We start from the raw sequence: 26,202 nt of genomic DNA, 5'->3' as shown, positions 1-26,202 counted from the left end.
GATGGAACGGAGCAACCTCGGCATGGGTAATCACAGCGACAAGAATGTAGTGATCACGGGTGGCAGCAGCGGCATGGGACTCGCGGTGGCGGAGCTACTGGTACAAGGCGGAGCCCGCGTGGTGATTACCGGCCGGTCTCAGGCCAAGCTCGACGCGGCGCGCGAGCGGCTTGGCGGGAATGCCGTGGCCGTCCGGGCCGATGTGGCTTCGCTGTCCGACCTGGACATGCTCGCCGATTGTGTGAAGAGCGGGCTCGGTTCGGTCGAGGCTCTGTTCGTCAACGCTGGCATCTCACCCCTCACGCCCCTCGAGTCGACGACCGAGGAGATGTACGACGAATTGTTCGCGATCAACGTCAAGGGCGCCTTCTTCACGGTGCAGAAGCTCGCGCCGCTGCTGAGCACGAACGCCGGCGTCGTCCTCACCACCTCGATCGCCAACGTCATGGGCTTGGTGGACACCAGCGTCTACGCGGCCGGCAAAGCGGCGCTGCGCTCGATGGCCCGCACCTTCTCCCGCGAGCTGCTTCCGCGAGGGATCCGTGTCAATGCGATCAGCCCGGGTCCCATCGACTCGGGGATCCTGGAAACGATGGGCTTGTCCAAGGAGGCCGCCGACCAGTTCAGGGCGGAGCGAACCGCGAGCAACCCCATGAAGCGTTACGGCACCGTCGAGGAGTTCGCCAAGGCGGCCGCATTCCTCGCCTTCGATGCCACGTACACCACCGGCATCGAACTGGCCGTCGACGGCGGTGAAACCCAGCTCTGAAGCCGGGCGGCGCATTCGTGTCCAACCCGCGTCACGGCCAGAAGCCCGGTGCGAAGCTCGAAACCGCACAGCAGGCCCTGAGTCGCCGCCAACGCCACTCGACGCGGCCCTGGTGCAGCGGATCCCGCGGCGGCGCAGGTAGACGCGGTTCCTGCGGGAGGCGTACGCCTTGTCAGGTGGGACTCAACACGATCCGAAGGTCACTGGAGCGCCAGGCGACTTGACTGGTGCAGAGAAGAAGTTGTGCCTCTTCCTGAAGCACGTCAGCATCTGGTCGGCCTCACGGGAAGCCCCAGCCTCGCATCGGCCCACGCCGACCGCACGGCAGCGTCAACGCCGAGCCGCAGCTGCCCAAAGCGCCGGAAGAAGGACACATACTGACTGAACTCTGGCCGCGTTCAGCGGCCTGACTGGGAGACGCCCTGCACCAGCTGAACGACCACGTCCAAGATCCCCTGCCCGAACGCTGTCGGGGCGATCAGCACGCCGAAAACCAGCACGATGACGACAGTCAGCTTCTCGTCAAACCGGCTACGGGCCTGCGTACGCCGACGCAGTCGCAGGATGATGATGATCGCCAGCAGAACCGCCACGTTGATCGTCACCAACATCAGGCCAGCCTTCCCCCACCAGGCGCGTGTGTTCACGGTCTTGTGTAGCCCGAGCGACTCCACGCAGCGATCCGGTTTCTGATCGTTGGCGGTATAGCGCTTCTGTCCGGCTGGATTGAGGTTCTTGACCAGCGCATACAGCCGCAGAGGCCCGAACTGCAGTGGGGCGGCGCATCGGGGTGCTGCAAGGGCCGGTCGCCGACGATCACGGGTTCTCCGACTGGGCGCGCTCCTGACGAGCGCATTCAGCGGTCCGTACGGATACCCCGGAAGCCCGGACCGAGCCCGCGACGCTTGGGTAACCTGCGCTCCAGGCCGCGCGCTGCGGGCACCGACGCCGCGCTGTCTCGCCAGGGCGCCTGGTCATCCACAGTGATTCCAAGGAGCCGGCGGGCCTCCGCGGTTGCGGCCGCCATCGCGGTCGGCGGTGATTGAAGGCTTGGCAGGGCCGCCCGCCGAATACGGCGGGCGGCCAAGCCTTGGCGAAGTCGGCCGGAGCTGACAGCGGTTGTGGTCAGAGGCCGATGTCGGCCAGCCACTGGCTTGTGGTCCGGGGGGTGACGCCCAGCAGTTTCTGGGCGGAGGTCTCCGGTGCGATCGAGCGGCCGGGCATGGCACTCATCGCCTGGTAGGCCCCTGCGATATCAGCGGCCGGGCCATCCCCGATCAGGGGGGCCATCGAGGTACGGAACTCCTCGGCGGTGATCTGGTCGAAGACCACGTCCCGTCCGAGCCGGGCGCCGAATGCTTCGGCCAGGTCCGGCCCCGTGATCGCCGGGTACTGGCCGACGGAGACCACGCCGGTGACGTCCGTGCGGTCGAGCAGGGCGACGGCGGCGTCGGCGATGTCCAGGTGGGAGGCCCAGGAGACGGGAAAGTCGGCCCGGATCGGGTAGGGCAGTACGCCGCGCTCGCGGACCGAGCCGATGACGTGCGGCATGAGCAGGTTCTCGAGGTAGAGCTCGGGTGCGATGACCGCGTGGGATACACCGCTGTCGGCCAGGCCGACGGCCAGGGTCGCGGCGGCACCGCCGATGGCGGGATCGATGGGGAAGCCGCTGGTGGAGAACACGACGCGGTCCGGCCGGCCCTCGCGGACAGCGGTGAGGATGTTGTGCGCGTAGGTCTGGCGGTCCTCCTCCGAGGCCACCGGCAGGTGGACGAAGACCCCCTCGGCACCTCGGTAGGCGTCGGTCAGGTCGGCGGCGGAGGAGTAGCCGGCGGCCACGACGTGCTGCGCGCCGGGCACCACGGCGTCGGGGTTGCGGGTCAGAGCGGTGACGGTCCTGCCTGCGGCGGCGAGAGCGGCGACGACGGGGGCACCCTGGGCGCCGGTGGCGCCGTGAATCACGTAGGTCATGACGTCATTAGTGCATGAGGTGCACCAGTTACATCAACTGCACTAATGGGGTACGGTCAAAACTGTGACTGATCCCTGTCTGCCCGAGTGCGGTGTTGCCCGGTTCCTCACGCTGCTCAACGGGCCGTGGGCCACTCTGATCGTGCGCGAACTGCTGCATGGCCCCCACCGGTTCAACCAGCTGCGCGAGGCCCTGCCGGGCATCAGCCCGCACACCCTGACCAGCCGACTGCGCCAGTTCGAGCGGCACGGCATCGTCACTCGCACGACGTATGCGGAGATCCCGCCGCGTGTCGAGTACGCGCTGACCCCTCTCGGTGAGGGGCTGCGCGAGGTCCTGGAGGCCATGGGGGCGTGGGCCATGGCGGTGCCGGATCCCGAGTCCGGCGTCACCGCCTGAGGTACGTCTGGCCCGGCCCCCGGCCCCCGGACACGTTCATGGCCATGGCCATGGTCACGCCGAGGATGCGAGCCTCTGCCGCAGGGTGTCGTTGTCGTCGTGGTGGACGACCTCCTCGAAGCGCAGCCGCAGCCCGTGTTTGTCCAGCAGCTCCGCCACGATCGCGTCGAGCTGATCGCGGTGCTCCTTGGTCCGCGCCTGGAGGTATGCCTCGCGTACGTCTTCGGGCTCGTCGGCGAGGACCTGGTCCATGCGTTCGCGGATGTACCGCTTGAGGTTGATGTGCTCCATGAACACCTCGCTGACCCCGGCGTCGACGAGCCGGCCGAAGAGGTCGTCGAGGAGTTCGGGCTGGGTGGCGAAGTGGGGCAGGAGCGGGCCGACGAAGGCGTAGGTGGGGATGCCCGCCTCGTTGATTTCGGCGAGGGTGCGCAGGCGGCGGGAGGCGAGTGGGGCGCGTACCTCCAGCCAGCGGCTGACCTTGTCGTCGGTGGTGATCACAGTCATGCCGACCTCGGCGCGGGGCAGGCTGGTGAGCAGGTCGATGTCGCGGGTGACCACAGGTGACTTGGTGAGGATGCGGACCAGTCCCGGATACTCGACCCTCTCCAGTTCGCGCAGGATGCCGCGGGTGAGCCGGTACTTCGTCTCGTGGCCCTGGTAGGGGTCGGTGACCGAGCTGAGCAGCATCGTGCCCCGGCGCTTGTCCTGCGGCATCTTCGCCAGTTCCTTGCGGGCGAGTTCGACCGCGTTCTTCTTCACGTACAGGTAGTCGCCCCACTCCTTCACCGACCGGCCGAACTGGCGCCCGGCGAAGCTGGCGAAGCAGTAGGCGCAGCCGATCACGCAGCCGGTGTAGGGGTTGATGACGTAGTCGTTCGAGGGGGTCTTCGACTTCTGGATCAGGGTCTTCGCCTCGATCTCGACCGGCTCCATGACGTGCTTCCTTCCTGAGGCCCGGCCGTCCGTGTCCGACGCGCCGGGGTCCTGTGCTGTCCAAGGGCCGGTGGACCACAGGCCGCCGAACCCATACACAGGAACAATAATCTGGGGAAGTTGATTCCACGGAATGCAAATGGTTTGCTGGACACCGGGCCGGTCCGGAGCCCGCCATCCCCGCCGGAACTCCCGCGAGCCCCGCGCGGAGCGATGGTCACCATCTGCATTTAGCCCGCCCCAGAGAGTCACACCCGTCCCCTTGTGGGGCGTAAGGAGTGCGTGTCATGACTGTTCCCGCCTTCAACTCGGTCGCCTGGTTCGAGTTCGGCACCGACCAGCCCGAGAAGGTCAAGGAGTTCTACGGCGAGCTCTTCGACTGGCAGTACGTCCTCAACACCAACACCCCCGGCGTGACCTACCACTCGGTGATGACGCCGGGCGCCGGGCAGCCGACCGGCGGCGTGTGGGAGTCGGAGGGCAACTTCCCCAACTACGCGATCTTCTACGTCCTGGTCCAGGACGTCGCAGCGACTGTCGAGCACGGCCGCGAACTCGGCGCCGAGGTCATCATGGAGCCGGTCTCCGACGCTGCGGGCTTCACCTTCGCCCGGCTGGAGGACACCGCCGGCAACCACTTCGGCGTCTTCTCCGTACCCGCCCCGTAACCCTGCCCCATCCGCCCTGCCTCCCGCCGGAGCGCGCCGCAGGGTCACGGGCCACCGTTCCCCCGACCGAGAGGTTCCCCGATGTCCGGCGCCAGCGCCACCAGCGAAAAGATCCCCGTCCGCGTCTACGGCGGCCCCACCGCCCTGATCGAGTACGGCGGGCTCAGGTTCGTCACCGACCCGACCTTCGACCCGCCCGGCGAGTACCCCATGCCCCTCCCCGGCGACCACAAGCTGGTCAAGACCGCCCCCTCGCCGGTCACCGCCGCCGACCTCGGCCGCGTCGACGCCGTCCTGCTCTCCCACGACACGCACGAAGACAACCTCGACAACGCCGGGCGTGCCCTCCTGGCCGAGGTGCCGGTCGTCTTCACCACCGAGAGCGGCGCCGGCCGCCTGGGCGGCAGCGCCCGCGGCCTCGCCTTCTGGCAGACCGCCGAGCTCAAGCGGCCCGACGGCGACACCGTGACCGTCACCGGCCTGCCCGCCCGGCACGGCCCCGTGGGCTGCGAGCCGATCTCCGGTGACGTCATCGGCTTCATGCTCACCTCCGACGACCTGCCCTCGGTCTACGTCAGCGGCGACAACGCCGCCCTGGAGCACGTCAAGGAGATCGCCGAGAAGTTCGCCCCGGTGGACACCGCGATCCTCTTCCTCGGCGGCGCCCGCATGCCCTTCGCCTTCGACGGCGCCCTGCTCACCCTCGACAGCGCCCTGGGCGCCGAGGCCGCCAAGACACTCGGCGCCCGACGCGTCGTCCCCGCGCACTACGACAGCTGGGCCCACTTCCAGGAAGGCCGCGCCGAGATCGAGGCCGCCTTCACCGAGGCCGGCCTGGCCGACCGCCTCGACTTCACCCGATGACCCCGACCGAACCCGCACGAGAACCATGGAGAGCGCGATGACCACTGCGAACCTCGACCCGGCCCGCGCCTACTTCCAGGCCGTGCAGACCGGAGACATGGCCGCCCTCGGCGGCCTCCTCGACGAGCAGATCGTCTGGCACCAGCCCGGCGCCAACCAGTTCTCCGGCGACCACAAGGGCCAGAGCGCCGTCTTCCAGATGCTCGGCAGCATGATGGAGGCCAGCCAGGGCACCTTCGCCATCGACGAAATCCACTCACTCATGGGCAACGGTGACCTGGTCGCCGCCACCATCCACTTCACCGGACGCCGCGGCGACACGTCCATGGCCATGGACGGCGTGGACCTCCTGCGCATCCAGAACGGCAAGATCACCGAGATGTGGCTCTTTTCCGGCGACCAGAGCGCCGAAGACGCCTTCTGGGGCCGCTGACACCCACTGCGTGCCCCGAGGCCGGCCCGGCCTCGGGGCCGGCGAACGGCCCCACCAGAGTGAAAGGCACCGTATGCGGAAGATGACCGACGAGCAGTGGCGGGAGTTCGTCACGCACAGCACCCGCACCGGCAAGCTGTCAACCGTCAAAGCCGACGGCAGCCCGCACGTCACACCGGTCTGGTTCCTCCTCGACGGCGACGACATCGTGCTCACCACCGAGGAGGACGGCGTCAAGGGCCGCAACCTCGCCCGCGACGGACGCTTCGACCTCTGCGTCGACGACGACCACCCCCCATACGCGTTCGTCATCCTCCAAGGACGCGCCGAGACCTCCGCGAACCCCGACGAGATGCTGCACTGGGGCGGCCTCCTCGGCGCCCGCTACATGGGCGAAGACCGCACCCAGGAGTACGCCGCCCGCAACGGCGGCCCCGGCAACCTCCTCGTCCGCGCCCACATCGACAAAGTCATCGCCTTCAACGGCATCGCCGACTGAACGACAACGTCCCGGGCATGGCAGCGGGGCAGGCAACCGTGGTTGCCTGCCCCGCTGCCATGCCCGGGACGTCCTGGCTCACGAGCCCGGCCGACCGGGCTGCTTCGGCGCCCGCATCGCCGGCACCGGCGTCTGACCCGCGGCCCTCCGCTCCGCATCCAGAGCACGTCCGGCCGCCCGCAGCGTACTGAGGACCGCGGTCACCTCGCGTACCGACTCTTCAGGAATCACCGACCCGATCCGCAGTTCCAGCTCCTCCTCGAAGACCTTCAGCGCCCCCTCCACCAGCTTCCGCCCCACAGGGGTGAGCTCGACAATCGAGGAACGGCGGTCGTTCGGATTGGCCCGCCTCCCGCACAGACCCGCCGCCTCCCGCCGCTCGACGACGTCCTGGCCGCCAACCTCAAATGGCTGGCCGGATACCGTCATCCTCGCAACGCCGACCGCCCGGGGCTGATGGCGGCGGTCGTCGAGGCGTTCACGCGGCCGCGGCCGCTGGTCGAGGGCACCGAAGCGGTCGGCGACCCGATCGAAGCCCTTCCCTGCGTCTTCCACGCTCTGTGGCACGGCCGGTTGGCGGCTGGTCTGGACACGCCGCTGCACGAACGCATCCTCGTCGGCCCGCAGGGCTGGAGCGACCAGGGCAAGAAGGGAGGTGCCGGGTGAGCGCGCGGCGTAATGCCCGGCCGGCCGTGAAGGTCGGTGCTCGGGTCCGGTTCTGTGACGTGACGTGGCAGGTGGTCGCCCTTTCGGGGCAGGAGATCCACCTCGTCGGCCCGGACAGAGGCGGCCAGGCCGTGCTCGCCGGGCACCTGTTCGCCGACCCCAGCTTCGCCGTCATCGGGGCCGATGCGCCTCAGGCAGCCCCGCAGTGGGGGCTGTTCGAGACCGCCCCCGCCGCAGCGCGTGAGAAGGCGCTGGCCTGGCGGCGGCACGTGCGGGAAGTCGAATGCGGGCTTGCCGGCGGGCCCGGCAGCGAAGGAGTCGCCCGGCCGCAGTACGACCCGGAGCGGCACACGCTGGCCGAGCGGGAGCAGGCCAAGGCCGAGGAGCTGACCGCGCTCGGCTTTGGCCGGGTGTCGCGCACCACGGCGCAGCGCATGCGGCTCGCCTACCGCAAACAAGGCCTGTGGGGACTCCTCGACCACCGCACCACCCGCGCCTCCAGCCCCACCGGGCGTTCCGACGAACGGGTCGTCGCCGCCGTCCGCGAGGCACTGCGTCGCCGCCGCGGGCGTTCCAAAGGCACCATCAACGGCCTGTTCCCCCTGATCAACCAGATTCTGGAGGACCGGCACGGCCCCGGTACGGTGCCCACGCCGTCCCAGGCCACGCTGTACCGGCTCGTCACCGCTCTGGCCCGGCCCGGCGAACTGCCCACGGGGCCCGTGAGACAGGTGCCGGCAAGCGTCGACGGGCGGGCGTTCACCCCCGCCATGGCGTTGCGGCCCGGCGAACAGGTCCAGGTCGACACCACCCGCCTGGACGTCCTCGCCCTCTTCGACGACGGGCGCCTGGCTCGCCCGGAGCTCACCATCGCCGTCGACGTCGCCACCCGCGCCATCCTCGCCGCCGTGCTGTGCCCGAGCGCGACCAAGGCCGTCGACGCCGCCCTGCTGCTCGCGGAGATGGCCGTCCCGCACCCCGCCCGCCCCACCTGGCCCAACATCCTGCGCATGGACCACGCCCCCGCACTCCCCCACCAGAGGCTGGCCGCACTCGACGAGCGGCCGGCCGGCACGGCGGCCCGGCCCGTCGCCCTGCCCGAGACGATCGTCGTCGACCGCGGCAAAGTCTTCGTCTCCGCCGCGTTCACCGCCGCCTGCGAACACCTCGGCATCAGCGTCCAGCCCGCCCCGCCCCACGCCCCCACCGCCAAAGGCATCGTCGAGCGGACCTTCGGCACCATCAACGCGCTGTTCTGCCAGCACCTGCCCGGCTACACCGGATCCGACGTCACCCGCCGCGGCCCCGACACCGAGAAAGACGCCTGCTACAGCGTCGCCCAACTGCAGGACCTGCTCGACGAATGGCTGGTGCACTATCACCACCGGCCCCACGAAGGCCTGCGCCACCCGATGATGCCGAGAAAGGCCCTCACCCTCAACCAGATGTGGGCCGCGCTCGTCGCCGTCGCCGGACACGTCCCCGTCCCGCTCACCGGCCGCGACTACCTCGAACTGCTGCCCGTGCGCTGGCAGGCCATCACCCCCGCCGGCATCACAATCCACCACCGCACCTACGACCACGATCTCCTCGCCCCCTACCGCGGCCAGCCCTCCCCCGTCGCCGGCCGAGGCGGGAAATGGGAAAACCACTACAACCCCCACGACGTCCGCCAGATCTGGATCCGCCTCACCGACGGCCACCTCACCGAAATCCCCTGGATCCACCGCGACCACGTACACCAGCCGTTCAACGACCACACCTGGCAGCACATCCGCACCCACGCCCACCACAACAACCACGACGACAGCCAGCAGCACGAGGCCAGCCTCGCCGACGCCCTCGACCAGCTCATGCGCCGCGTCCACACCGGCCACGCCACCACCACCGAACAAGCCCTCCTCGCCCGCGCCACCACGCTGCCGGTCCCCGCCGCACAACCCCCGCACCACGGCACCGGCCCCGCCACCGACGAGTCGGCGCAGCACTGCGAGGACCACAGCATCGACGACCTCGACGACCTCCCCGACGACGACACCCGCCCCGCCACGGCCGCCGGATTCGGGCTCTACGACGCATACGAGGAAGCCGACAAATGGTGAACCCGAACCCGCAGAGTGCGGGCAGCACACCCGTCGGCGCCAGCAACAGTGATGCGGCCGAGCTGTCCTGGCCCCTGACCACCTGGCAAGGCTGGCACCGCTTCGCCACCACCGAGCCGCCCGCCCCGCCCCAGCCCGGCGACCCGCCCCGCAGCCGCGACGAACGCCTCGCCTACCACTCCGCGTTCGTCACCATCCGCACCCCCGCCATCAGCCAGCTCGCCACCCAGGTCCGCACCCTGATGATCCTCGGCCGCCACCAGCAGACCACCGCACGGCCCTCCCTCATCGTCACCGGACCCGCCGCAGCCGGGAAAACCACCGCCCTGCTGAACGTCGGCCGCACCTGCCACCTCGCCCACACCCGCAAAAACCCGCCCCCGCCCGGATCAGCCCACGGCGCGGCACCCGTGGCGTACGTCCTCGTCCCGCCCGGCGCCACCGCGAAAACCCTCTCCTACCTGGAGGAACAAGTTCCTCACGCACGCCGAGAAGGGCAGGTGACCTCCCAGGCTGCCTCGATCATCCGGAAGATCTCGTCCACCGCGGCCTCCGGATCGGCCGCCTCACGGGCCAGCGAATAGGCGTCGATCACGAACCTCGCGATCGTCCGGCTCGCCGTTGCGGTCTGTGACAGTTCGGGATCGGCGGCGATGGCGGTTGCCAGCGTCTCCGCGTGGCGCAGCCTCATCGACTCCTCGTACCTCCGCAGGGCGGGTGATTCGTCGATCATGCGCCAGATCGGGGCGGCGCTGTCCGCCGTGCAATGTCGCACCAGGGCCTGGATCTCGCGGCGCAGCGCAGGGATGAGCGGCTCGTGCGGCGCCCGGCCGGTGACCGCCTGCGTGAGGCGTTGCTTGAAGTCTTCGTCCTGCTCGAAAACCAGGGCCTCTTTGGAGGCGAAGTGGGAGAAGAGCGTGGTGACGGCCACGTCGGCCTCAGCGGCCACTTCACGGATACCCACCGCGTCGTACCCGCGTTCCAGGAAGAGCCGCAGGGCGGTGCCGGCGATCTTCTGGCGGGTCGCGGCCTTCTTGCGCTCACGGCGTCCGGACGGCACGGTCATGCCCTAACGCTATCAGGTACGAAACCGGAGCAGTTTCAAAACCCTAACGGTTAGGTGCTACGTTCCCCCGCATGAAAAAAGTGAGCTTCGCCGAGTTCGGCGGCCCGGACGTTCTGCAACTCATAGATGCCGAGGAGCCCCACGCGGGCCCCGGCCAGATACGCATCGCCGTGCGGGCGGCGGGCGTGAACCCCGTCGACTGGAGGGTCCGTGAAGGCCAGATCCTGAAGGCCCATCCGATCGAGTTGCCCGCCGGAGTCGGGCTGGACGCCGCCGGGGTGGTGGACGAGGTCGGCGAGGGCGTCGACGGGGTCGAGGTCGGCGACCACGTGTTCGGCGAAGGCTCCAGCACCTATGCCGAGTTCGCCGTGCTATCGGCCTGGGCCCGTATGCCTGAGGGTCTGACGTTCGAAGAGGCCGCCGGGTACCCCTCCGTGGTGGAGACCGCGCTGCGCATCATCCGCGAGGCCGGTGTGCAGCCCGGACAGACGCTGCTGGTCAGCGGTGCGTCCGGGGGAGTCGGATCGGCGGTGCTGCAGATCGCCCGCGACCGCGGCATCACGGTGATCGGCACCGCCGGGGCCGCGAACCAGGACTATCTGCGGAGCCTGGGAGCCCTCGCCACGACGTACGGCGAGGGCTGGGTCGAGCGAGTGCGGCAGCTCGGCCATGTCGACGCGGCCCTCGATCTCGCCGGCTCGGGCGTGATCCGCGAGCTCGTCGAGCTGACCGGGGACCCGCAGAAGGTGATCTCCATCGCCGATCTCGATGCGCCGGAGCTCGGTGTCCGGTTCTCCGGCGTGGCCGGGAGCGTGCCGGATGCGCTCGCCGAGGCCGCCGGCCTCATCTCGCGGCGAAAGCTCCACATCCCGGTCGAGAAGTCGTACACACTCGCCGAGGCCGCGGCGGCCCACATCGACAGCCAAGCCGGTCACACGCGCGGGCGCCGGGTCGTGGTCGTCTGAGCCGTTTCCTGCGCAGTTGCACGGCGCCTTCGGCATCGCCAGGGCGATGACCTGCGGTCACCCTTAACAGTTCGCACCGTCTCCAGGCTTGGCTGGTTATCGGGCGGCCCCGGCTGCGTGTCGGTCGGTCAGCTGGCCTCGGCGCGTTCGGCCTGGGCCTTGGTGTGGGCCAGGCGGTAGGACTCGGTGCCGGTCTGGGTGATCGCGCGCCGTTGAAAGGTGAGGCGGTCCACGATCGCCGCGCAGAGCCTGGGGTCGGTGAACGTCTTGGTCCAGCCGCTGAAGGACTCGTTGGAGGCGATGGCGACGCTGTTCGTCTCCTCGCGTTCGGTCAGAACCTGGAAGAGCAGTTCCGCGCCGCGGCGGTCGAGTTGTAGCCGAGTTCGTCGATGCAGAGGAGGTCGACGCGGCCGTAGCGGGCGATAGGCTTGGCCAACTGCTTCTCGTCCGCAGCTTCTCGTCCGCAGCTTCCACCAGCTCGTTCACCAGTTTCGTGGCGAGGGTGTAGCGGACCCGGTGCCCTGCATCGCGGCCTCGGTGCCCAGTGCGATCAGCAGGTGGGACTTGGCCGGTGCCCGAGTCGCCGATCAGGCGGAGCGGCTCGCCCTTCTTGACCCAGTCGCAGGTGGCCAGGGTGTTGACGGTGGCCGGGTCGATGCTCGGGTTGGCGTCGAAGTCGAAGGCCCGAAGGGACTTGTCGCAAGGAAAGGAGGCGGCCTTGATCCGGCGCTCGGAACGCCGGCGGGCCCGGTCGTCGCACTCGGCCATCAGCAGCTCGGCCAGAAACGCCCGATACGACATCTGGTCGCGGGCGGCGCCGTCGGCCAGCTCGGGGAGCTGCTGCCGGATGGAGGGCAGCCGCAGCAGGCGGCAGGCCTGGTCGATCGAGGCGATGGCGGCTTCTTCGGTCAGTCCGCGCTTGCGCAGTGTCATGACCCCTCTTTCTCGCGCCCGGCCGTGCGGCCACGGCCTTGCAGGAGCTGGTCGTAGTGGGCCACCGACGGCAGCGGCCGGTCGTCGGGCGAAAGGTGGGATAGCTTCCAGTCGGACAGGAACGTCACCGTCGCAGCAAACCCATCGCCCGGGTCTGCGGACGGGACTGGCAGGGGCGGCTCGGCGGTCTCGCCCTCGGAGGCCTTGCGGGCCTCCAGCGCCACCGCGTCCGCGGGCCCTGGACAGCTACCTGCCGCCTCACGTCGCGAAGCTGGCTCGGAAGATCGCCGAGGTGCTGGAGATGCCGCAGCCGGCCACCGCGTGACACCTGACGCGCGCTGTCGTTGAGCAGCACGACTCCAAAGCCGGGCCCCAGGGCGACTCCTCCCCCGGGGCCTGTGGTGCACATGCGCGGCTGTGGTTGCCCTCATAGCCTGGTGTTGCTCGGGGTAGCCGCGGAGGAACCGTGTGGTCAGGTGCCATCAGCTTTGGTCTCGTGACCGTTCCGATCAACGTCCAGAGCGCCACCGAGGACCACTCGATCCGGATCCGCTTCCACCAGTACCACCTGGAGGACATGGGCCGGGTACGGGTCAGGAAGTACTGCGAGATCGAGGACCGCGAGGTCCGCAACAACGAGATCAGCAAGGGCTACCAGCTGACCAAAGAGCAGGTCATCCCGATCAGCGACGACGAACTGCGCGACCTGCCCCTGCCGACAGCCAAGGTGATCGAGATCGAAGCGTTCGTCCCGCTGGAGTCCGTGGACCCGATCCGCATCGGCGAGGGCTACTACCTGGCCCCGAGCGGGCAGGTCGCAGCGAAGCCGTACAAGCTGCTGCGCATGGCACTGGACCGCAGCAGCAAGGTGGCCGTCGCGAAGTACGCCTGGTCTGGACGGAAGCCGCTGGGCCTGCTGCGGGTGCGGGACGACATGATCGTTCTGCACGCGATGCGCTGGCCGGATGAGATCAGGTCGCCGGAGGAGTTGCTACCACCGCCGGTCGAGTTGAGCGATGAGGAGATCGACGGCGCACTCGCGCTCATGGACAGCATGCCCAGCGACGATCTAGTAGGCGACGAGTTCCACGACGCCTACACCGAGGCCGTCGAGCAGATCATCGAAGCCAAGCGCGAACACCGCGAGCCACCGAAGCTGGAGGAGCCCGAGGAGAAGACGGGCCAGCTGGTGGACCTGAATGCCGCCCTGAACGAGTCCGTGCAGAAAGCCAGGACAGCCCCGCGGCGAAGACGCCGACGTCCACGAGCTGCCGAAGAAGACCGCGAAGAAGCAGTCGGCCAAGAAGACCACCGCGAAGAAGACCACGAAGAAAGCCGCTGCCAAGAAGACGTCCGGGCGCCGGGCGCGCAGCGCCTAGCCCACGATTGGCTTCGTTCATCTTTGGGGGCTCGGGCCCAAATTGTGTGGAGCGGTTGCTCACCGTCACAGTATTTGCTTCGGGCAGGCGCTCAGTCGGTGAAATTATCGGTTTCGGACGGTCCACGTGGTGGGCCGTGGTCGACGAGCCGCAGGAGCTGTGGGCCTGGCATGTCGGAAGTGGCCAGTAGCCTCAGGCCCCATGGGCATTCAGATTGATGTAGTGGCGGGTTACCCGATCAACGATGAGATGGAGAGGGTGCTCGGGTTGGCCGAGGCGGTCGGCGAGCCCGTCTCTGTCACGTTCATGTGGGAGGGGCGTGAAGAGTCGGAACGCGCGGTGCTGGTGCCCGCGGCCACGCTGGCGCTCTGGGAGCATTGGGCCCCCACCGCCTACCCGACGAGTGGAGCTGGGGACGAGAACCAGGCTGTGGCGGAGGAGCCGGAACTGGCCCATCCAAAGGAATTCGGCACGTTCACGCTCTTTCGTCGTCGCGTAGGAGGGCGTACGGCGGTTGCTCGCAAAGGCGTGGTGGTCGCCGAGCTACTGGCCCCCGACGAGGCTCACTGGCTCCAGGAGAAGGCCCGGAATGTGCGCCAAGGCTTCATGGATCCGAAGCAGAGGGCGGCGTTCGAGGAGTTCCTTGCCCGGCAGGCATCCCTAGATGAGCAGTGACGCGCCGACTCACGCTTCGTGGCTTTGTAATGGACATACGGCTCTTGTCCGCCTCGTATGAGATGGTGACACCCGGGCACGCCAACAGGACCCATTTGCACAGGAGTTCGAAGCCTGCGCGACCGAACATCTGGCGCTTGAGCATCTTGATGCGGTTGACGTGCCCCTCTACGACACCCGAGTTCCAGGGCTGTGTGAGGCCGGCGGTGACGGCGTCGAGGTCGCGTTCGAGGTGCTGGGCGAACCGGCTGAGATTGATCAGGTCGGTTGTGGCTCTGGCCGATTCGATCCACTGCGGGAGATGGGCGCCTTGCAGGTGGGTGATCACGTGGGCGAAAAAGCGCACGTGCTCGGCGAAAGTTGTCAGTTCAGGGCAGTTCGCCAGCGCGGCCTTGAGCTGGAGCCTGTCACTTTCGGACAGGGCGTCGGGGTGCGTGAGGATCCAACGCGTGACGGCACGGGCGGATGGCGGCCGTGGCCCGACCGGCTGGGGCTTGCCGCGCAGTACCCGGCTGACGTAGTCGCGGACGCTGTTGTAGCCGCGTGGGTAGCCTTGCTCGCAGAGCTCCTCCCACAGTTTCCAGGCGTTGGTGCAGCCTTCCTGCCAGCGCTGGTCGTGGTAGGGCTTGTAGGCGTCAAGCGGGGTCGCACGGCTTTGCCACTGGCCGGTGAACATCTCCTCCGGGGTGGTGGCTCGGGAGAAACGCATGACGGTGTTGAGGGTCATGCCGAGTTGCCGGGCGACGGAACGCTTGCTGTGACCGGCGTCCAGTAGCGCGTGGATGGTGGCGTGCTTGGCGCGGGTGCGCTCGGCGAACCGGTGTCCTGTCGGCCAGGACGATGACGTGGTCGGATCCGTTTTCTGCGGTGGTTCGTCCGGCGGTGCCGGCACGGGGCGCAGGCAGCCGCGATGCCGGTAGACGCATTTCTCCGCAGCCTCGCCAAGGTTGTGCCACAGATGCCACCGGTCAGCGACCTGGAGAGCCTGAGGGGCACCGCGGGTGGCGCCTTCGGCGAAGAAGGGGGCGCGGTCGCGGCAGATGATCTGGATGCCGGGGCGCTCGGCGAGCCAGGCCGCGAGCGTGTCCGCCTCCCGGTCGGGCAGGAGGTCGATCGGACGACGTGTCTCAACGTCGACGAGCACAGTTCCGTAGATCCGGCCCCTGTGCTGGGCGTATTCGTCCACGCCGACCACGCGAGGCACGGCGGCGGGCGGGTCCGGGAGCGAGGTGACCAGCATCAGCAGGGTGTTCCGACTGACCGGGGCCCCGAAGGTGTCCGTCATCCGTGCGCCGGACCGGCCCGCGAGCGCGAGACCGACCGAGACCAGAGTCGATCGCAGCCGCTCGGTCCGCCGGCCGAACCGGCGGGTCAGGCCGGACACCTGCTCGGCGAAGGTCTTGCGCGGACAGGAATCGTCCATGCAAACGAACCGACGCACCCGTAACGACACCACGACGAACCTGCCGACCGCCGGTAGGTCACGGGGAAAGCACAGGTAGGAGCCGTGTATTCGACCTGACCAGCATCCGCATCCCGGGCAGGCCGCCCGACTGGAAGTTGTACGGGCCTCGATCCGGACGACTGTGTCGGTCACCTCGACCGGCTCCACGGACACACCGTCGATCGAGGAGAACAGCAATTCATGCAGCTGCGGCAGCACTTCGTTCACAGCGAAGGACTGTCGACCACACCGCATTCCAGCCGGGCGATTTTCGGGCGATCTCAACTGACATCACATGAAGATCAACAGTCACCCTGCGTACGCAACCACAAGAAGTGGGCCAGAGCCTGAGTTTGGGAGGCACTCAGGTTCTGGCCAGGGCGGCATCGGGATGTTCCTGGCGAAAGGTCCTGGTCATGCCGCAGATGTCAAAGGTCGAGCTGTACGCGGCGATCCGGCGTGACCTCGCGGCGGCATGTCGATGCGGGAGCTTGAGCGCGAGCACGGCGTGACCTGGCGGACGGTACGGAAGGCGTTGGACTCGTCCTGGCCGGAACCTCGTAAGAAGCTGACGCCCCGAGCCACCACTCTGGATCCGTACAAGACGGTGATCGATGAGATCCTGCGGGCGGATCTGGACGCGCCACGTAAGCAGCGGCACACGGTCACCCGGATCTTTCACCGTCTGGTCGAGGAGCACGGGGCGGACGTCTCCTACGGGGTGGTGCGCTACTACGTCGCTGGCCGGAAGCCAGAGATCCTGGTCGAGTCCGGCAAGGCGCCGCTGGAGGCGTTCGTCCCGCAGACTCATCTGCCCGGTCACGACGCTGAGGTGGACTTCGGTGACGTGACCGTGCGCCTGGGCGGCGAGTTGGTGACCTGCCATCTGTTCTCCTTCCGGCTGTCGTACTCGGGCAAGGCCGTCCACCGCGTGTTCGCCTCCTGCGGCCAGGAAGCCTTCTTCGAAGGCCACGTCCAGCACTGCGGACTCTGGGCGGGGTCCCGCGGACCAAGGTCCGCTACGACAACCTCAAAGCCGCCGTCGCCCGGGTGCTGGGGCAGAGCCGGGGAAGAGTTGAGGCCGACCGGTGGATCGCCTTCCGTTCGCACTTCGGCATCGAAAGCGTCTACTGCCGGCCCGGCATCGAAGCCGCCCACGAGAAGGGCGGAGTCGAAGGGATGATCGGCTACTTCCGCCGCAATCACTTCGTTCCCGTCCCCGAGGTTTCCTCGCTCTCCGAGCTGAACGAGATGGTCGAACAGTGGGACCGGCAGGACGATGCCCGCCGCATCGGCTCCAGGCCCAAGACGGTCGCGGAGTACTTCGCCGTCGAGCAGCCGCTGCTGATGCCGCTGCCCGAGGAACCGTTCGAGACGGGACGGCTGTTCACGCCGCGGGTCGACCGCTATGGACAGATCCCGGTCCGCACCAACCGCTACTCGGTCCCGATCCGGCTGATCGGCAAACGCGTGCGTGTCGTGCTGCACGCTTCTCACCTGATGGTCTATGACCAGAACGTGGAAGTCGCCCGGCACGAGCGGTTGATCGCGAAGGGCGCCGTCCGCTTGGACCTGACCACTACCTGGAGGTCCTGGTCCGCAAGCCCGGCGCCTTCCCCGGCTCCACAGCGCTCGAACAGGCCCGCTCGGCAGGCAGGTTCACCCCGGTCCACGACGCCTGGTGGGACCAGGCCCGCAAGATCCGTGGCGAGCGGGACGGCACCCGGGCTCTGATCGAGGTGCTTCTGCTGGGGCGTCATCTGCCTCATGAGCATGTCGTCGCCGGCCTGGCTGCGGCCCTGCGGGCCGGGGCGATGACCGCTGACGCGGTCGCCCTGGAAGCCCGCAAGGCCGCCCAGGCCGAGACCGAACCTACCCCTGCGGCAGGCCAGATGGTTCCCGGGAAACTGATGGCGCAGAGAAGATCGTCCGACATGCCAGGCGAGGACCAGTAGAGCATTTCCATCGCCATGAGATCCCTGGGCTTCCGCAACCCTCGGGCCTATCCTCGGTCGCTCTAACTGATCATTTCAGAATGAGGTTCGGAGTCGTCTCAAGCAGATGATGCTGCAAGCGAGTTGGAGCAGTCCGAGGTGGAGGTCGGCTCGTATCTCGTAGCGGGTCCGCAGGCGCTTGAACTGGTGGAACCAGGCGAAGGTTCGCTCGACGACCCACCTGGTCCTGCCCAGGCCGGAGCCGTGGGCGGTGCCCTTGCGGGCGATCTTCGTTCGTGCCGGTCGGTGATCACATGGTGCTTTCTTTCTGCCCCGGCGGCCGCGGTCGACCGGCGAAGGTCCGGTGTGAGCCCCCCTTTCAGGGCCCGGACATGCGAGCCGTCGACTGCGGCGTCCTCCATGTCCAACAGTCCGGCCTTTCGAAGTTCCGCGAGGAGGATCTCGTGCAACCGGGGCCAGACACCGGCCTCGGTCCAGTCCCGCAGCCGCCGCCGGCATGTCACCCCGCTGCAGCCGATCGTCTCAGTCGGCACGTCCGCCCAGGCCACACCCGTGCGCAGCGCGCACACGATTACGCGCAGAGCCGCACGGTCATCCGCCGGCAGCCGGCCCGGATACCGCTGACGCCGCGGCGGGCGAGGCGGGAGGAGCGGGGCGACACGATCCCACACATCATCAGGAACAAGATCATCCGACACCCGCAGAACTCTGCCGCCCACCAGCCCAACTGCCAAGCCCGTGAGCCAATTTCATTCTGAAATGATCAGTTACGGATGTGACAACGCCCGAGGCCATACGCGAGGCTCGTCGACATGGAGATCAGAACGGGTATGCGGGGCGATGTGGAACAGATCGCGGCGCTTCACGCGGAGAGTTGGCGTACGGCGTATGCGGGGATCATGCCGAGTAGTTTCTTGGGCGGCTCCCTGTTCGAGGACCGGCTGGCGCTATGGCACGGGCGAATTCTGGAGCCGCAGCCAGCTGCAGGACTGTTTGTGGCCGTGGGCGGGGGCGAGATGGACGGTTTCGCGTACCTCGTTCCGCGCCCCGACGGACGCATCCTTCTGGACAATTTGCATGCCCGGCCAGGCCGTACTGGTTCCGGCATCGGAGGCCGACTGCTCCGACACGCTCTCGCGTGGGCTGCCACCGAGCATCCCGGGCGGGATGTCTATCTGGAGGTACTGCGCGCCAATACACGCGCCGTTGCCTTCTACGAGCGCCACGGTGCTCTGCGTACCGACGAGCGCGTCTGCCTGTTCGAGCAGGGCTTTGAGCTGCCCGAGTTCGAGTACACCTGGGCGGCCGGGTCCGTGTCGATGGCTTCGGACTCGTTGTCACAGTGATCGCGTCCCATATTAGGAGCGATGTGAGGGCCCTGCTTCGTAGCAGACGGCAGTCTCGTCTACTGGGTCGCGATCCCACGGAAGTTCCTGATTGCCAGGTTGGAGTGCTCGCTCTTTGTTGAGGGAGCGGAAGCAGCCGGCGAGTCGGTCGAGGATCTTCTCAGCACTCTTGGGCCGGGTGAGGGGGCGGGGTTTCGTTCAGATGGCTAGGATCGTCGGATGCCGAGGCCGACCGCAGGAAGCGCCGTACCCGTGGGTAGGGCCCGCACACTCGCTCAGCTTGATCTTTATGGTCTGAGTCGGTTTCGTTGGGTGATGCTCTCGGGTCGTTTCACGGTCTTGCCCACGTCGTAGCGGGTGGCGGGCCGCAGGTTCTTCGAGCCAGATGGCCTTCCAAGGCCGGGAGTTGAGGGTTTCGGTGCACGGGCGGGGCAGTGCAGGTGCGGGGCGGAGGTTCCGAAACCCCCGGCGGACTCGGGCCGGGGTGAGCCGGCCGGGCTCGGCGGGCTTCTCTCACGGCCGTCGCAAGTCGGCGGCGACCTCGCGCAGAAGGCGGATCTGGGTGTGCGCGGCGATGATCAGCCAGGTCCAGCGCTCGCCGGCTTCGAGGGTGCGCAGTTTCGGACGGGTCCACCCGAGGGTCTGTTTCATCAGCCTGAAGAGGTGCTCGATGTCGAATCTCCGAAGGAACGCCTGCCAGCGCACGTCGGCGTCCTCGCTGTTCAGGCCGGTGGCGGACGACCAGAGCCAGAACGGGAGCGGGTCGCCTCCGCCGGGCAGGCGGTCGACCTGGAGGCGGATCAGCGTGCCTTCGATGATGGGGAGTTCGCCGGTGTGGTCGATCCATGCGGAGCGCGTGGTCAGGCGGGGGTGGATGCGGTCCCAGGCCATCGCGCGGGCGGTGCCGTAACGGTCGGTGACCTGCGTCGTGGCCGCGTCCGGCTCGCCCCAGGTCTCCGGCTTGGCGAAGCGGAAATCCTTGCCGTGCTTCGGCGGTCGCCCGCCTTGGGGGGCCAGGGTGTACTCCTTGAGCGTGGGTGTCGGCCGTCGCATGACGCGGTCGGAGCGCATTCGTCCCAGCACTGCGACCGGGAGGCCGTCTAGGAGGTGGGCCATGTGCGGGGCGTCGTAGCCGGCGTCGAAGACGATGAGGATGTCGCGGTCGCCCAAGTGCCAGCGGCCCATCTCGAGCAGGTCCTCGACCACGCGGCGGAGTTGGGTGGTGGTGACCTCGGCGACGTCGTCCTCGGGTCCGAGACGGACGGCGTCCAGGAGCTGGCACCAGGACGTCCGGCCCGATTCGAGGGCGGCGACGAAGGAGTACGGCCAGCCGGGGATGAACTGGTCCGAGGAGCGTCCGCTGCGGCCGTAGACGTGGCAGAACAGGCGGTCCGCGCTGGTCGGCGCGTCGGGACGGAGCCAGTTGCTGACGTCGACCGCCAGGACCAGGCGCCCGTCGGCGGCCCGCGGCATCGGCAGACCGGCAAGCACCTGCCGCAGCTGGGGCACGTCCACGTTCCCGCAGTTCAGCGCCTCGTACATAGCGCCGTGCCCACGCCGGTGCTCGGCCACCAGCGTCAGGTCCACCGGCGAGGTCACCGGCCCGTCCGCGCACAACAACGCGTCCACGAGGTCGAACAGTTCGTCCCTGCGCACGGTCGGACAGTCGAATGAGTCCTCCCGGAAGCATGACGCTTGCGAACGCCTCCCCGGGACCGGCATCAGGCAGCAGACTCACCCTCACGGCCTTCGTCTCGATGGTGCACCTTGGTCGGAGCACATGATTAAGCGAAGGCCGCTTCAATGTCCGGCGAATGCCCAGGTGAGTGATCCAGTTCGAGATGTCGTTCGACGCCGGGAGCCAGGCACGGGCACTGCTGCTCAGCTAGCGAGCAGGGCCTGCATCCACTGGTCTTCTCGTTGCTCGATGTATTCGGCGTCGTTTCGCCAGGCGTCGCCGTGTCCTTCAGCCCACAGCCTTGCCCAGGGCGGGGCTCCTTGGGCTGCCTGGTCGCGCAGGAAGTCGTGCATGGAACGCGTACGGCGCCCCAGTAGAGGGACCAACCGACGGCGTTCGGACTCAGCCAGACGGTAGGCGTCGGCGAAGACTCGCAGTCGGTCCGCCGCGTCCGGGCTCTGCCAGTCCGGATGCGCGGACAGCGGGATGAACCCGTGAATGGCGTATGCGACATCCCACAGGCGCGAGCCGGGACCTGCAGCGTCCCAGTCGATGAAGGCCCACCGCGCCTCGTCTGCGACCACGAGGTTCCAGGGGGCCAGGTCGTTATGGGCGATGATGTCACTGCCCTCAGCGGGGATCAGCGTCTGCCACTGCGCATCGGAGGGCGGCGTGAAGTCCTGCACGGCGTCGTGGAAGTCCCGGATCAGCCGTGCCACGCGAGCCAGTTGGCGAGTGGGTTCCATCAGCGAGAACCGGTCGGGCCAGACCACATCTCCCGGCATGAAGGTCAAGACCTCACGCCCCTGATCGTCAATGCCGAGCGGACGAGGCGCCGCGCCGAATCCCACCTCGCACAGATGGGCAAGCAGGGCATGCACAGCGGGAGTCCATGGTCCGGCGGGACGGCGAACGGTGTCCCCGACGCGAACGACACCATCACTGACGTTGCCACCGGACAAAGGCTGTTCATCATCATGCCGCATCGAACCAGTGTGTCGGATCAGCTCGTCATGATCACCCCATTAAGGAGCGTCAGAGTAGGGACGGAGGTTAAAGAACAAGCTGAGTGCCTGTTTCTGAACCCTGTACCAGCAGGTCAGAGGCCGCCAACCTGAAATGGGCGCTTTGCGTAAACGTTTGGGGAACGGTCACAGTGACCGTTCCCCGAACGGAAGGCTTGGCGGTGCTGACCAGTAACGCCACCAGGAGCGCATCGAGGAGCCCAGCGGCGTTGATCGTTCTCAATTTCACCGTGGTGAATCTGGTCCGGGCCCATACGAGAGCCTACCGAGCGCCCGCCGGCCAGGGGTCAGAAACAGGACTCACCGCACCTCGGTCTCGGGCAGCTTGATCTTGGTCAGTCGGAAAATCCGGGCCCGGGGATCTGGGGCAGCTGGGGCATGTTGGGCAGCTGGGGCAGCTGGATCCCGGGAGGAGGAGCAGCCGCGGATGCAGTAGGGGCTGCAGTGGCATGGACTGCGTGGGCGGGAATGGCGAGGATGCCGACGAGTACGGCGGCTCCCAACAGGGCGGTGCTGAGACGGCGCATGACGTCTCCCTTCCTTGGCGGAGGTCCGGCGTGATACGCCGGGATGCTCTCATCGTCTGGGTCGCGCAGGCGGGGCCGCCCGAATTGGTGGGCCATACCGGTGACATAGTGGCGGCCTCTGACCTGCTGGTGAAGGGTTCAGAAACAGGCACTGAACTTGTTCTTTATCTACCGGCTCAGTGTCCCGTCCCATGCGACCTTGCCTCCGTCTGATCTGACGGTGTCCGGTTTGCACGTCGAGGGCATGGTCACATGGGACAACGACTCGCCTGCTGGGGCAGTGTGCTATCCAGGGGCGGTGACGACTTCCGAGCCTTCCAGCAGACCCTTTGACGCGGTGCTGTGCGACTTCGACAACGTGATCCGTTTCTACGACACCACGGAGCTCGCGAGGCTGGAACGTGCAGCAGGGCTGGAGCAGGGCACGACCATGAAGGTGGCGTACGCGCCTGAGATAGATCTACCCCTACTCCTTGGCAAGATCACTCAGCAGGAGTGGGTGGATTCCATCGTGCTCGGCCTTGCGGACCGGGTTCCGAAGACGACGGCACGCGAGCTGGGCACGGCACTCGCCAGGGCGCCGTTCTGGGCCGACGAGGTGGTCGTGGCCATGCTTCGGCGGGTCCAGGCACATATGCCTCTGATCCTTGTATCGAACGCGACGCTGGAGTTGGAGGACGACCTGGCGTCGTTGGGGCTGTCGGATTTCGCAGACCATGTCGTCAGCAGTGCCCGGGTCGGGATAGCCAAGCCGGACCGGGCGATCTACGAGATCGCGTCCGAGCGGGCCGGCGTCGCCATCGATCGATGCCTCTTCGTGGATGACCGACTGGAGAACATCGAAGCCGCAGTAGCACTTGGAATGACCGGCCTGCACTACCGAGAGCCTGCGGATCTCCATGCGTCGGTGAGCTTCCTGCTGGACGGCCGCAGCTCGCTCACCGGCAGCGTTAAGTGAGACAACCCTGAGCATGAGCCCCCTGTCCGATTCGAACCGAATCTCGAACTGGGTTGCTCACCTGGGGATTCGCCGGACGTGGGGGCGGCCTTCGTCTGATCATGTGCTCCGACTAAGGATGCGCGTGACCGTGACAAGGCCGTGAGGGTGAGTACCGCTGATCAGCTCCGCGGAGTCGTTGAACGGCTCATCGCCGCGGGGCAGTGGCAGGCCGGGGATCCGGCCATCGTGATCGTGAGCGATGCCGGCTATGACGTCACTCGCCTGGCCTGGGTCCTGCGCGACCTGCCCGTCGAGCTCGTCGGCCGGGTCCGCTCCGACGGGGTCATGCGTCTGCCGAAGCCGCCGCGGATGCACGGCGTCAACGGTCAGCCGCCCAAGCACGGTCCTGAATTCCGCTTCGCTAAGCCGGAGACCTGGCCCGAGCCCGCGATCACCACCGTCACCGACACCACCAACCACGGCAAGGCCGAAACCCAGGCGTGGGACCGGGTCCACCCAAGGCTCACCCACCGCTCCTCCTGGCTCGACTATGACGGTGAACTACCGCTGGTCGAGGGCACGTTGATCCGGTTGAAGGTCGAGCACCTCTCGAAGGAACGGGATGCCCCGCCGGTGTGGTTATGGTCCTCCAGGATCGGCACCACCCCAGACGACGTGGACCGCTCCTGGCAGGCATTCCTCCGCCGCTTCGATCTGGAGCACACCTTCCGCTTCGCGAAAGCAGCCCCTCGGCTGGACGACCCCGAAACTCCGTACCCCGAGGCTGCGGACCGGTGGACCTGGATCCCGATCGTCGCTCACACCCAGCTTCGACTCGCCCGCCCCCTCGCCGCGGACCTCCGCCGGCCCTGGGAGAAACCCACCACCTCCGACCGGCTCACCCCCGCCCGGGTCCGCCGGGGGTTCAGGAACATCCGCGCTCACCTCGCCTGCCCCACCCGTGTTCCCAATCCCCGAGGAGCAGGCCCCGGACGCCCACCCGGCGCCAAGAACAAGCACCGGGCACCCCGCTACGACGTCGGCAAAACCGCCAAACGCCCCGAGACCCTCAAGGCCATCGGCAAGCCCGGAAGATCTTGGTAGATAAAGAACAAGCTGAAGGGCGGTCGCCTACGCGGGGAAAGGCTCTGCAGGGCTTCAGCCAAACGGTCTCCCCTACAGGCAATGGGTGAGGCCCGGGGACACTGTCCCTTCACAACCACACTCCTATTACCTCACTTTGTTGCGATGAACGCAATTTTTTGCGACCACCGCAAGCATGCACTCGATTGACGAACTGGCCGCCCTGCGCAATCCGTTGCCCCTACCGGGCACCGTCACCCCCGAGGATTGCTACACCGACGCCTGCGAACAGGTTGAGGAGCAGCGCAAGAAGGACGCCCTCCACCTGGAGGCCGCAAGCGACGACCTCCAGGTGGACCCGCTGCTGCTGGCCCTCGATGACCTCAAGACGCAGAAGGAAGCCATCCACGCCGAGATCCGCCGACTGCTGGCCTACGGGCGCGAGTTCCACGGCAGCCGCCCCTACGGGCTGGAGGAACTCGCCCGCCACGCCGGATACAGCTTCTCCGGAGTACGCACCGCCTACGGGGACAAGGAGATCCAGTACGTCGCCGACCAGATCGGCAGGGAAGCGAACCGACCGTCCCGCACCGGCCGCGCCAAAGACACCCTGTAGGCATGGCAGTCGGTGCTGCGGCTCCAGCATGCGGACGCACACAGTGCCGCTACTTCCGGGGTACCGCGACCCGCCGCTGCCCCGCGCCTAGGGATCCGCCAAGGACCTGCGTCGGCGGATCCTGTCCGGACGGCAGAAGCGAGCGAGCGGCTACCCCCGGTGCACCGCCTGCAGAGGCTCGCTCGCGGGACCGGCTGTCCCTGACTCCCCTGGCATCGCGGACACGAATAGCGGCCCAGCGCGGAGTCTGGACCGCCCCGCAGTACACGCGAGAGGAGACCACCTACCTGGAGGCAGTCATGTACGTGAGGTCAATGAGTACCGATCCTGGGATCGGTACTCATTGACCTCACGTACATGAGTACTGGTTCTCGGAGCCGTTCAGGTTGCGCGGCGCAGAGGGACGACGACGTCCTCCCCGGTGCTCTTTACGCTGAGCCGGTAGTAGCTGATCTGAGCGAGCCGCTCGGATTCCTCGAGCCAACCGGCCTCTACGACCTGGCGCCGGGTGCGGGAAAACACAGTCGGGGACAGGCCGCCAGCGAGGCTTGGTGCCGACGGACGGCCTCATGCTCGGCATTCCCGTGAGGGCCGGATATGAAGGCCAGGATGTGCGGGACGGCCTCGTGCAGACTGGCGAAGTGGCGGTGCACCCCCTCCACCGCGACAGCGGCGTTCACGCCCCACACCGTCATCCCGGCACGCAGCCCGGACCGCACCCCGGACGGGGCGTCCTCGATGACCAGGCAGTCTCCCGGCTCGGCTCCCAGCCGTGCAGCGGCTCGCAGATAGGGGACGGGAGAGGGCTTGCCCTCCTCGACCGCAGCCGCGTCCACGATCATGTCCGGCACCGGCAGGCCTGTCCGCAGGAAACGGCCGCGCACCCGGTGCTCGTAGTTCGAGGTCACCAGCGCCCAAGTCCCCGGTGGCAGGCCGTGCAGCAGCTCGGATGCGCCGTCGAAAGCCGAATAGACGCCGGATCGGACGTCTTCGTCCTCCAGTTCGTGCAGCGTGGCCAGGCACTCGCACGGATCTTGGTCCGCAGCGACCTGAGTGAACGTCTCCATCGGTCGCGTCTGCAGAGCCACCCGGTAGACCTCTTCAGCATCCAGCCCGTACCGCTCTGCCCAGGTTGCCCAGACTCGGCGCTGGTTGCTCACCGCGTCGATCAACGTGCCATCGACATCGAGCAGGACGTACTTCATGCGGCCCGGCCGCCCAGGTTCACTGGTCACGCGTCGATCATGCCAGGCGGCGAGCGG

General features: G+C 67.8%; 25 protein-coding genes and 6 pseudogenes. 17 read left to right on the top strand and 14 right to left on the bottom strand.

Features of this window, described 5'->3' with window-relative positions:
* Positions 1 to 22: 22 nt before the first annotated feature.
* Positions 23 to 769, top strand: coding sequence for an SDR family oxidoreductase (locus CEB94_RS39985; RefSeq protein ID WP_175437367.1), 747 nt, complete (start codon positions 23 to 25; stop codon positions 767 to 769).
* Between the two features lie 398 nt (positions 770 to 1,167).
* Here CEB94_RS39985 and CEB94_RS39980 read toward each other — a convergent pair whose 3' ends face one another.
* Positions 1,168 to 1,380: a hypothetical protein gene (locus CEB94_RS39980; protein WP_175436772.1), complete on the bottom strand. Its 213-nt coding sequence runs from the start codon at positions 1,378 to 1,380 to the stop codon at positions 1,168 to 1,170.
* Between the two features lie 514 nt (positions 1,381 to 1,894).
* The gene (locus tag CEB94_RS39975; protein ID WP_175436771.1) at positions 1,895 to 2,740 is read right to left on the bottom strand and encodes an SDR family oxidoreductase; all 846 of its coding nucleotides are present in this window, start codon (positions 2,738 to 2,740) and stop codon (positions 1,895 to 1,897) included.
* Positions 2,741 to 2,804: 64 nt separating this feature from the next.
* Here CEB94_RS39975 and CEB94_RS39970 point away from each other — a divergent pair, with 64 nt between their 5' ends.
* The gene (locus tag CEB94_RS39970; protein WP_175436770.1) at positions 2,805 to 3,140 is read left to right on the top strand and encodes a winged helix-turn-helix transcriptional regulator; all 336 of its coding nucleotides are present in this window, start codon (positions 2,805 to 2,807) and stop codon (positions 3,138 to 3,140) included.
* 54 nt (positions 3,141 to 3,194) lie between these two features.
* On the opposite strand, the gene CEB94_RS39965 is transcribed toward CEB94_RS39970, so the two are convergent.
* Complete coding sequence (locus CEB94_RS39965) at positions 3,195 to 4,076, bottom strand: SPL family radical SAM protein (RefSeq protein WP_175436769.1); 882 nt, start codon at positions 4,074 to 4,076, stop codon at positions 3,195 to 3,197.
* Positions 4,077 to 4,363: 287 nt separating this feature from the next.
* On the opposite strand from CEB94_RS39965, the gene CEB94_RS39960 reads away from it, so the two are divergent.
* The 4 genes from CEB94_RS39960 (at position 4,364) to CEB94_RS39945 (ending at position 6,540) form a co-directional block, all read left to right on the top strand.
* Positions 4,364 to 4,744 (top strand): VOC family protein, encoded by a 381-nt coding sequence (locus CEB94_RS39960; protein WP_175436768.1) that lies wholly within the window; start codon positions 4,364 to 4,366, stop codon positions 4,742 to 4,744.
* Between the two features lie 81 nt (positions 4,745 to 4,825).
* Positions 4,826 to 5,608, top strand: coding sequence for an MBL fold metallo-hydrolase (locus CEB94_RS39955; RefSeq protein ID WP_175436767.1), 783 nt, complete (start codon positions 4,826 to 4,828; stop codon positions 5,606 to 5,608).
* A gap of 37 nt (positions 5,609 to 5,645) precedes the next feature.
* Positions 5,646 to 6,041 carry a nuclear transport factor 2 family protein gene (locus CEB94_RS39950; protein WP_175436766.1) on the top strand — a complete coding sequence of 132 codons (396 nt, stop codon included), beginning with the start codon at positions 5,646 to 5,648 and terminating at the stop codon, positions 6,039 to 6,041.
* Positions 6,042 to 6,114: 73 nt separating this feature from the next.
* A complete protein-coding gene (locus CEB94_RS39945; protein ID WP_175436765.1) occupies positions 6,115 to 6,540 on the top strand; it encodes a PPOX class F420-dependent oxidoreductase in 426 nt (141 codons plus the stop codon).
* A gap of 78 nt (positions 6,541 to 6,618) precedes the next feature.
* On the opposite strand, the gene CEB94_RS39940 is transcribed toward CEB94_RS39945, so the two are convergent.
* Complete coding sequence (locus CEB94_RS39940; protein WP_246112238.1) at positions 6,619 to 6,969, bottom strand: helix-turn-helix domain-containing protein; 351 nt, start codon at positions 6,967 to 6,969, stop codon at positions 6,619 to 6,621.
* Between the two features lie 27 nt (positions 6,970 to 6,996).
* On the opposite strand from CEB94_RS39940, the gene CEB94_RS39935 reads away from it, so the two are divergent.
* From CEB94_RS39935 to CEB94_RS42410, 3 genes are read left to right on the top strand one after another with little or no spacing between them, the layout of a single operon-like run.
* A complete protein-coding gene (locus CEB94_RS39935) occupies positions 6,997 to 7,206 on the top strand; it encodes a hypothetical protein (RefSeq protein WP_342790398.1) in 210 nt (69 codons plus the stop codon).
* Positions 7,203 to 9,308 carry a DDE-type integrase/transposase/recombinase gene (locus CEB94_RS39930; RefSeq protein ID WP_175436764.1) on the top strand — a complete coding sequence of 702 codons (2,106 nt, stop codon included), beginning with the start codon at positions 7,203 to 7,205 and terminating at the stop codon, positions 9,306 to 9,308. The genes CEB94_RS39935 and CEB94_RS39930 overlap by 4 nt, the downstream gene beginning before the upstream one ends.
* Positions 9,302 to 9,892, top strand: a complete 591-nt coding sequence (locus tag CEB94_RS42410) for a hypothetical protein (RefSeq protein ID WP_425472527.1) — start codon at positions 9,302 to 9,304, stop codon at positions 9,890 to 9,892. Before CEB94_RS39930 ends, CEB94_RS42410 begins: the two co-directional genes overlap by 7 nt.
* Here CEB94_RS42410 and CEB94_RS39920 read toward each other — a convergent pair.
* Complete coding sequence (locus CEB94_RS39920) at positions 9,787 to 10,374, bottom strand: TetR/AcrR family transcriptional regulator (RefSeq protein WP_175436763.1); 588 nt, start codon at positions 10,372 to 10,374, stop codon at positions 9,787 to 9,789. The genes CEB94_RS42410 and CEB94_RS39920 overlap by 106 nt on opposite strands.
* Positions 10,375 to 10,445: 71 nt before the next feature.
* Between CEB94_RS39920 and CEB94_RS39915 the strand changes: the two genes are divergently transcribed.
* A complete protein-coding gene (locus CEB94_RS39915) occupies positions 10,446 to 11,339 on the top strand; it encodes an NADP-dependent oxidoreductase (protein WP_175436762.1) in 894 nt (297 codons plus the stop codon).
* 128 nt (positions 11,340 to 11,467) lie between these two features.
* Here CEB94_RS39915 and CEB94_RS42405 read toward each other — a convergent pair whose 3' ends face one another.
* Both CEB94_RS42405 and CEB94_RS42400 read right to left on the bottom strand, forming a co-directional pair.
* Complete coding sequence (locus CEB94_RS42405; RefSeq protein ID WP_425472569.1) at positions 11,468 to 11,674, bottom strand: ATP-binding protein; 207 nt, start codon at positions 11,672 to 11,674, stop codon at positions 11,468 to 11,470.
* 181 nt (positions 11,675 to 11,855) lie between these two features.
* Positions 11,856 to 12,272: pseudogene (locus CEB94_RS42400) on the bottom strand (ATP-binding protein); the annotation flags it as partial.
* Between the two features lie 466 nt (positions 12,273 to 12,738).
* Here CEB94_RS42400 and ku point away from each other — a divergent pair.
* Together ku and CEB94_RS39900 are read left to right on the top strand one after the other, a co-directional pair.
* Positions 12,739 to 13,651 (top strand): annotated as a pseudogene (ku, locus tag CEB94_RS39905) (non-homologous end joining protein Ku).
* Positions 13,652 to 13,852: 201 nt separating this feature from the next.
* Positions 13,853 to 14,326: a hypothetical protein gene (locus tag CEB94_RS39900; RefSeq protein ID WP_175436761.1), complete on the top strand. Its 474-nt coding sequence runs from the start codon at positions 13,853 to 13,855 to the stop codon at positions 14,324 to 14,326.
* Here CEB94_RS39900 and CEB94_RS39895 read toward each other — a convergent pair.
* A complete protein-coding gene (locus CEB94_RS39895) occupies positions 14,256 to 15,998 on the bottom strand; it encodes an ISL3 family transposase (protein WP_246112091.1) in 1,743 nt (580 codons plus the stop codon). The genes CEB94_RS39900 and CEB94_RS39895 overlap by 71 nt on opposite strands.
* 136 nt (positions 15,999 to 16,134) lie before the next feature.
* Entirely contained in the window at positions 16,135 to 16,743 is a 609-nt protein-coding gene (locus tag CEB94_RS41555; RefSeq protein WP_246112090.1) for a hypothetical protein, read from the bottom strand.
* 77 nt (positions 16,744 to 16,820) lie between these two features.
* Here CEB94_RS41555 and CEB94_RS41550 point away from each other — a divergent pair, with 77 nt between their 5' ends.
* Complete coding sequence (locus CEB94_RS41550) at positions 16,821 to 17,504, top strand: Mu transposase domain-containing protein (RefSeq protein WP_246112089.1); 684 nt, start codon at positions 16,821 to 16,823, stop codon at positions 17,502 to 17,504.
* 296 nt (positions 17,505 to 17,800) lie between these two features.
* On the opposite strand, the pseudogene CEB94_RS39885 reads toward CEB94_RS41550, so the two are convergent.
* Positions 17,801 to 18,423: pseudogene (locus CEB94_RS39885) on the bottom strand (transposase).
* A 114-nt stretch (positions 18,424 to 18,537) separates the two neighbouring features.
* On the opposite strand from CEB94_RS39885, the gene CEB94_RS39880 reads away from it, so the two are divergent.
* Complete coding sequence (locus tag CEB94_RS39880) at positions 18,538 to 19,071, top strand: GNAT family N-acetyltransferase (protein ID WP_175436760.1); 534 nt, start codon at positions 18,538 to 18,540, stop codon at positions 19,069 to 19,071.
* 287 nt (positions 19,072 to 19,358) lie between these two features.
* Here the strand turns inward: CEB94_RS39880 and CEB94_RS39875 are convergent.
* Positions 19,359 to 20,793, bottom strand: a pseudogene (locus CEB94_RS39875) (NF041680 family putative transposase).
* A gap of 159 nt (positions 20,794 to 20,952) precedes the next feature.
* The gene (locus CEB94_RS39870) at positions 20,953 to 21,735 is read right to left on the bottom strand and encodes a phosphotransferase enzyme family protein (protein ID WP_175436759.1); all 783 of its coding nucleotides are present in this window, start codon (positions 21,733 to 21,735) and stop codon (positions 20,953 to 20,955) included.
* An 864-nt stretch (positions 21,736 to 22,599) separates the two neighbouring features.
* On the opposite strand from CEB94_RS39870, the gene CEB94_RS39865 reads away from it, so the two are divergent.
* The 3 genes and pseudogenes from CEB94_RS39865 (at position 22,600) to CEB94_RS39855 (ending at position 24,940) form a co-directional block, all read left to right on the top strand.
* Positions 22,600 to 23,259, top strand: coding sequence for an HAD family hydrolase (locus CEB94_RS39865; RefSeq protein WP_246112088.1), 660 nt, complete (start codon positions 22,600 to 22,602; stop codon positions 23,257 to 23,259).
* 126 nt (positions 23,260 to 23,385) lie between these two features.
* A pseudogene (locus CEB94_RS39860) lies at positions 23,386 to 24,345 on the top strand (transposase); the annotation flags it as partial.
* A gap of 175 nt (positions 24,346 to 24,520) precedes the next feature.
* On the top strand, positions 24,521 to 24,940 hold the full coding sequence (locus CEB94_RS39855) for a hypothetical protein (RefSeq protein ID WP_175436758.1): 420 nt from the start codon (positions 24,521 to 24,523) through the stop codon (positions 24,938 to 24,940).
* 381 nt (positions 24,941 to 25,321) lie between these two features.
* Here CEB94_RS39855 and CEB94_RS41545 read toward each other — a convergent pair.
* A pseudogene (locus CEB94_RS41545) lies at positions 25,322 to 25,477 on the bottom strand (replication initiation protein, RepL2); the annotation flags it as partial.
* Positions 25,432 to 26,145 (bottom strand): HAD family hydrolase, encoded by a 714-nt coding sequence (locus CEB94_RS39850; RefSeq protein WP_381113023.1) that lies wholly within the window; start codon positions 26,143 to 26,145, stop codon positions 25,432 to 25,434. The gene CEB94_RS39850 and the pseudogene CEB94_RS41545, both read right to left, overlap by 46 nt.
* Between the last annotated feature and the right edge of the window lie 57 nt (positions 26,146 to 26,202).

The sequence above is a fragment of the Streptomyces hawaiiensis genome, assembly GCF_004803895.1.
GTDB classification, from domain to species: Bacteria; Actinomycetota; Actinomycetes; order Streptomycetales; family Streptomycetaceae; genus Streptomyces; species Streptomyces hawaiiensis.
Note: the sequence above shows the minus strand (reverse complement) of the source record. Positions and strands in the feature narration are given on the sequence as shown.

What these genes read in the sequence shown, in the direction of transcription:
- CEB94_RS39985 (WP_175437367.1), top strand. Translation starts at nt 23, where the DNA reads ATGGGTAATCACAGCGACAAGAATGTAGTGATCACGGGTGGCAGCAGC.
- CEB94_RS39980 (WP_175436772.1), bottom strand. Translation starts at nt 1,380, where the DNA reads ATGTTGGTGACGATCAACGTGGCGGTTCTGCTGGCGATCATCATCATC.
- CEB94_RS39975 (WP_175436771.1), bottom strand. Translation starts at nt 2,740, where the DNA reads ATGACCTACGTGATTCACGGCGCCACCGGCGCCCAGGGTGCCCCCGTC.
- CEB94_RS39965 (WP_175436769.1), bottom strand. Translation starts at nt 4,076, where the DNA reads ATGGAGCCGGTCGAGATCGAGGCGAAGACCCTGATCCAGAAGTCGAAG.
- CEB94_RS39960 (WP_175436768.1), top strand. Translation starts at nt 4,364, where the DNA reads ATGACTGTTCCCGCCTTCAACTCGGTCGCCTGGTTCGAGTTCGGCACC.
- CEB94_RS39955 (WP_175436767.1), top strand. Translation starts at nt 4,826, where the DNA reads ATGTCCGGCGCCAGCGCCACCAGCGAAAAGATCCCCGTCCGCGTCTAC.
- CEB94_RS39950 (WP_175436766.1), top strand. Translation starts at nt 5,646, where the DNA reads ATGACCACTGCGAACCTCGACCCGGCCCGCGCCTACTTCCAGGCCGTG.
- CEB94_RS39945 (WP_175436765.1), top strand. Translation starts at nt 6,115, where the DNA reads ATGCGGAAGATGACCGACGAGCAGTGGCGGGAGTTCGTCACGCACAGC.
- CEB94_RS39940 (WP_246112238.1), bottom strand. Translation starts at nt 6,969, where the DNA reads ATGACGGTATCCGGCCAGCCATTTGAGGTTGGCGGCCAGGACGTCGTC.
- CEB94_RS39935 (WP_342790398.1), top strand. Translation starts at nt 6,997, where the DNA reads ATGGCGGCGGTCGTCGAGGCGTTCACGCGGCCGCGGCCGCTGGTCGAG.
- CEB94_RS42410 (WP_425472527.1), top strand. Translation starts at nt 9,302, where the DNA reads ATGGTGAACCCGAACCCGCAGAGTGCGGGCAGCACACCCGTCGGCGCC.
- CEB94_RS39920 (WP_175436763.1), bottom strand. Translation starts at nt 10,374, where the DNA reads ATGACCGTGCCGTCCGGACGCCGTGAGCGCAAGAAGGCCGCGACCCGC.
- CEB94_RS39915 (WP_175436762.1), top strand. Translation starts at nt 10,446, where the DNA reads ATGAAAAAAGTGAGCTTCGCCGAGTTCGGCGGCCCGGACGTTCTGCAA.
- CEB94_RS39900 (WP_175436761.1), top strand. Translation starts at nt 13,853, where the DNA reads ATGGGCATTCAGATTGATGTAGTGGCGGGTTACCCGATCAACGATGAG.
- CEB94_RS39880 (WP_175436760.1), top strand. Translation starts at nt 18,538, where the DNA reads ATGGAGATCAGAACGGGTATGCGGGGCGATGTGGAACAGATCGCGGCG.
- CEB94_RS39870 (WP_175436759.1), bottom strand. Translation starts at nt 21,735, where the DNA reads ATGCGGCATGATGATGAACAGCCTTTGTCCGGTGGCAACGTCAGTGAT.
- CEB94_RS39855 (WP_175436758.1), top strand. Translation starts at nt 24,521, where the DNA reads ATGCACTCGATTGACGAACTGGCCGCCCTGCGCAATCCGTTGCCCCTA.
- CEB94_RS39850 (WP_381113023.1), bottom strand. Translation starts at nt 26,145, where the DNA reads ATGAAGTACGTCCTGCTCGATGTCGATGGCACGTTGATCGACGCGGTG.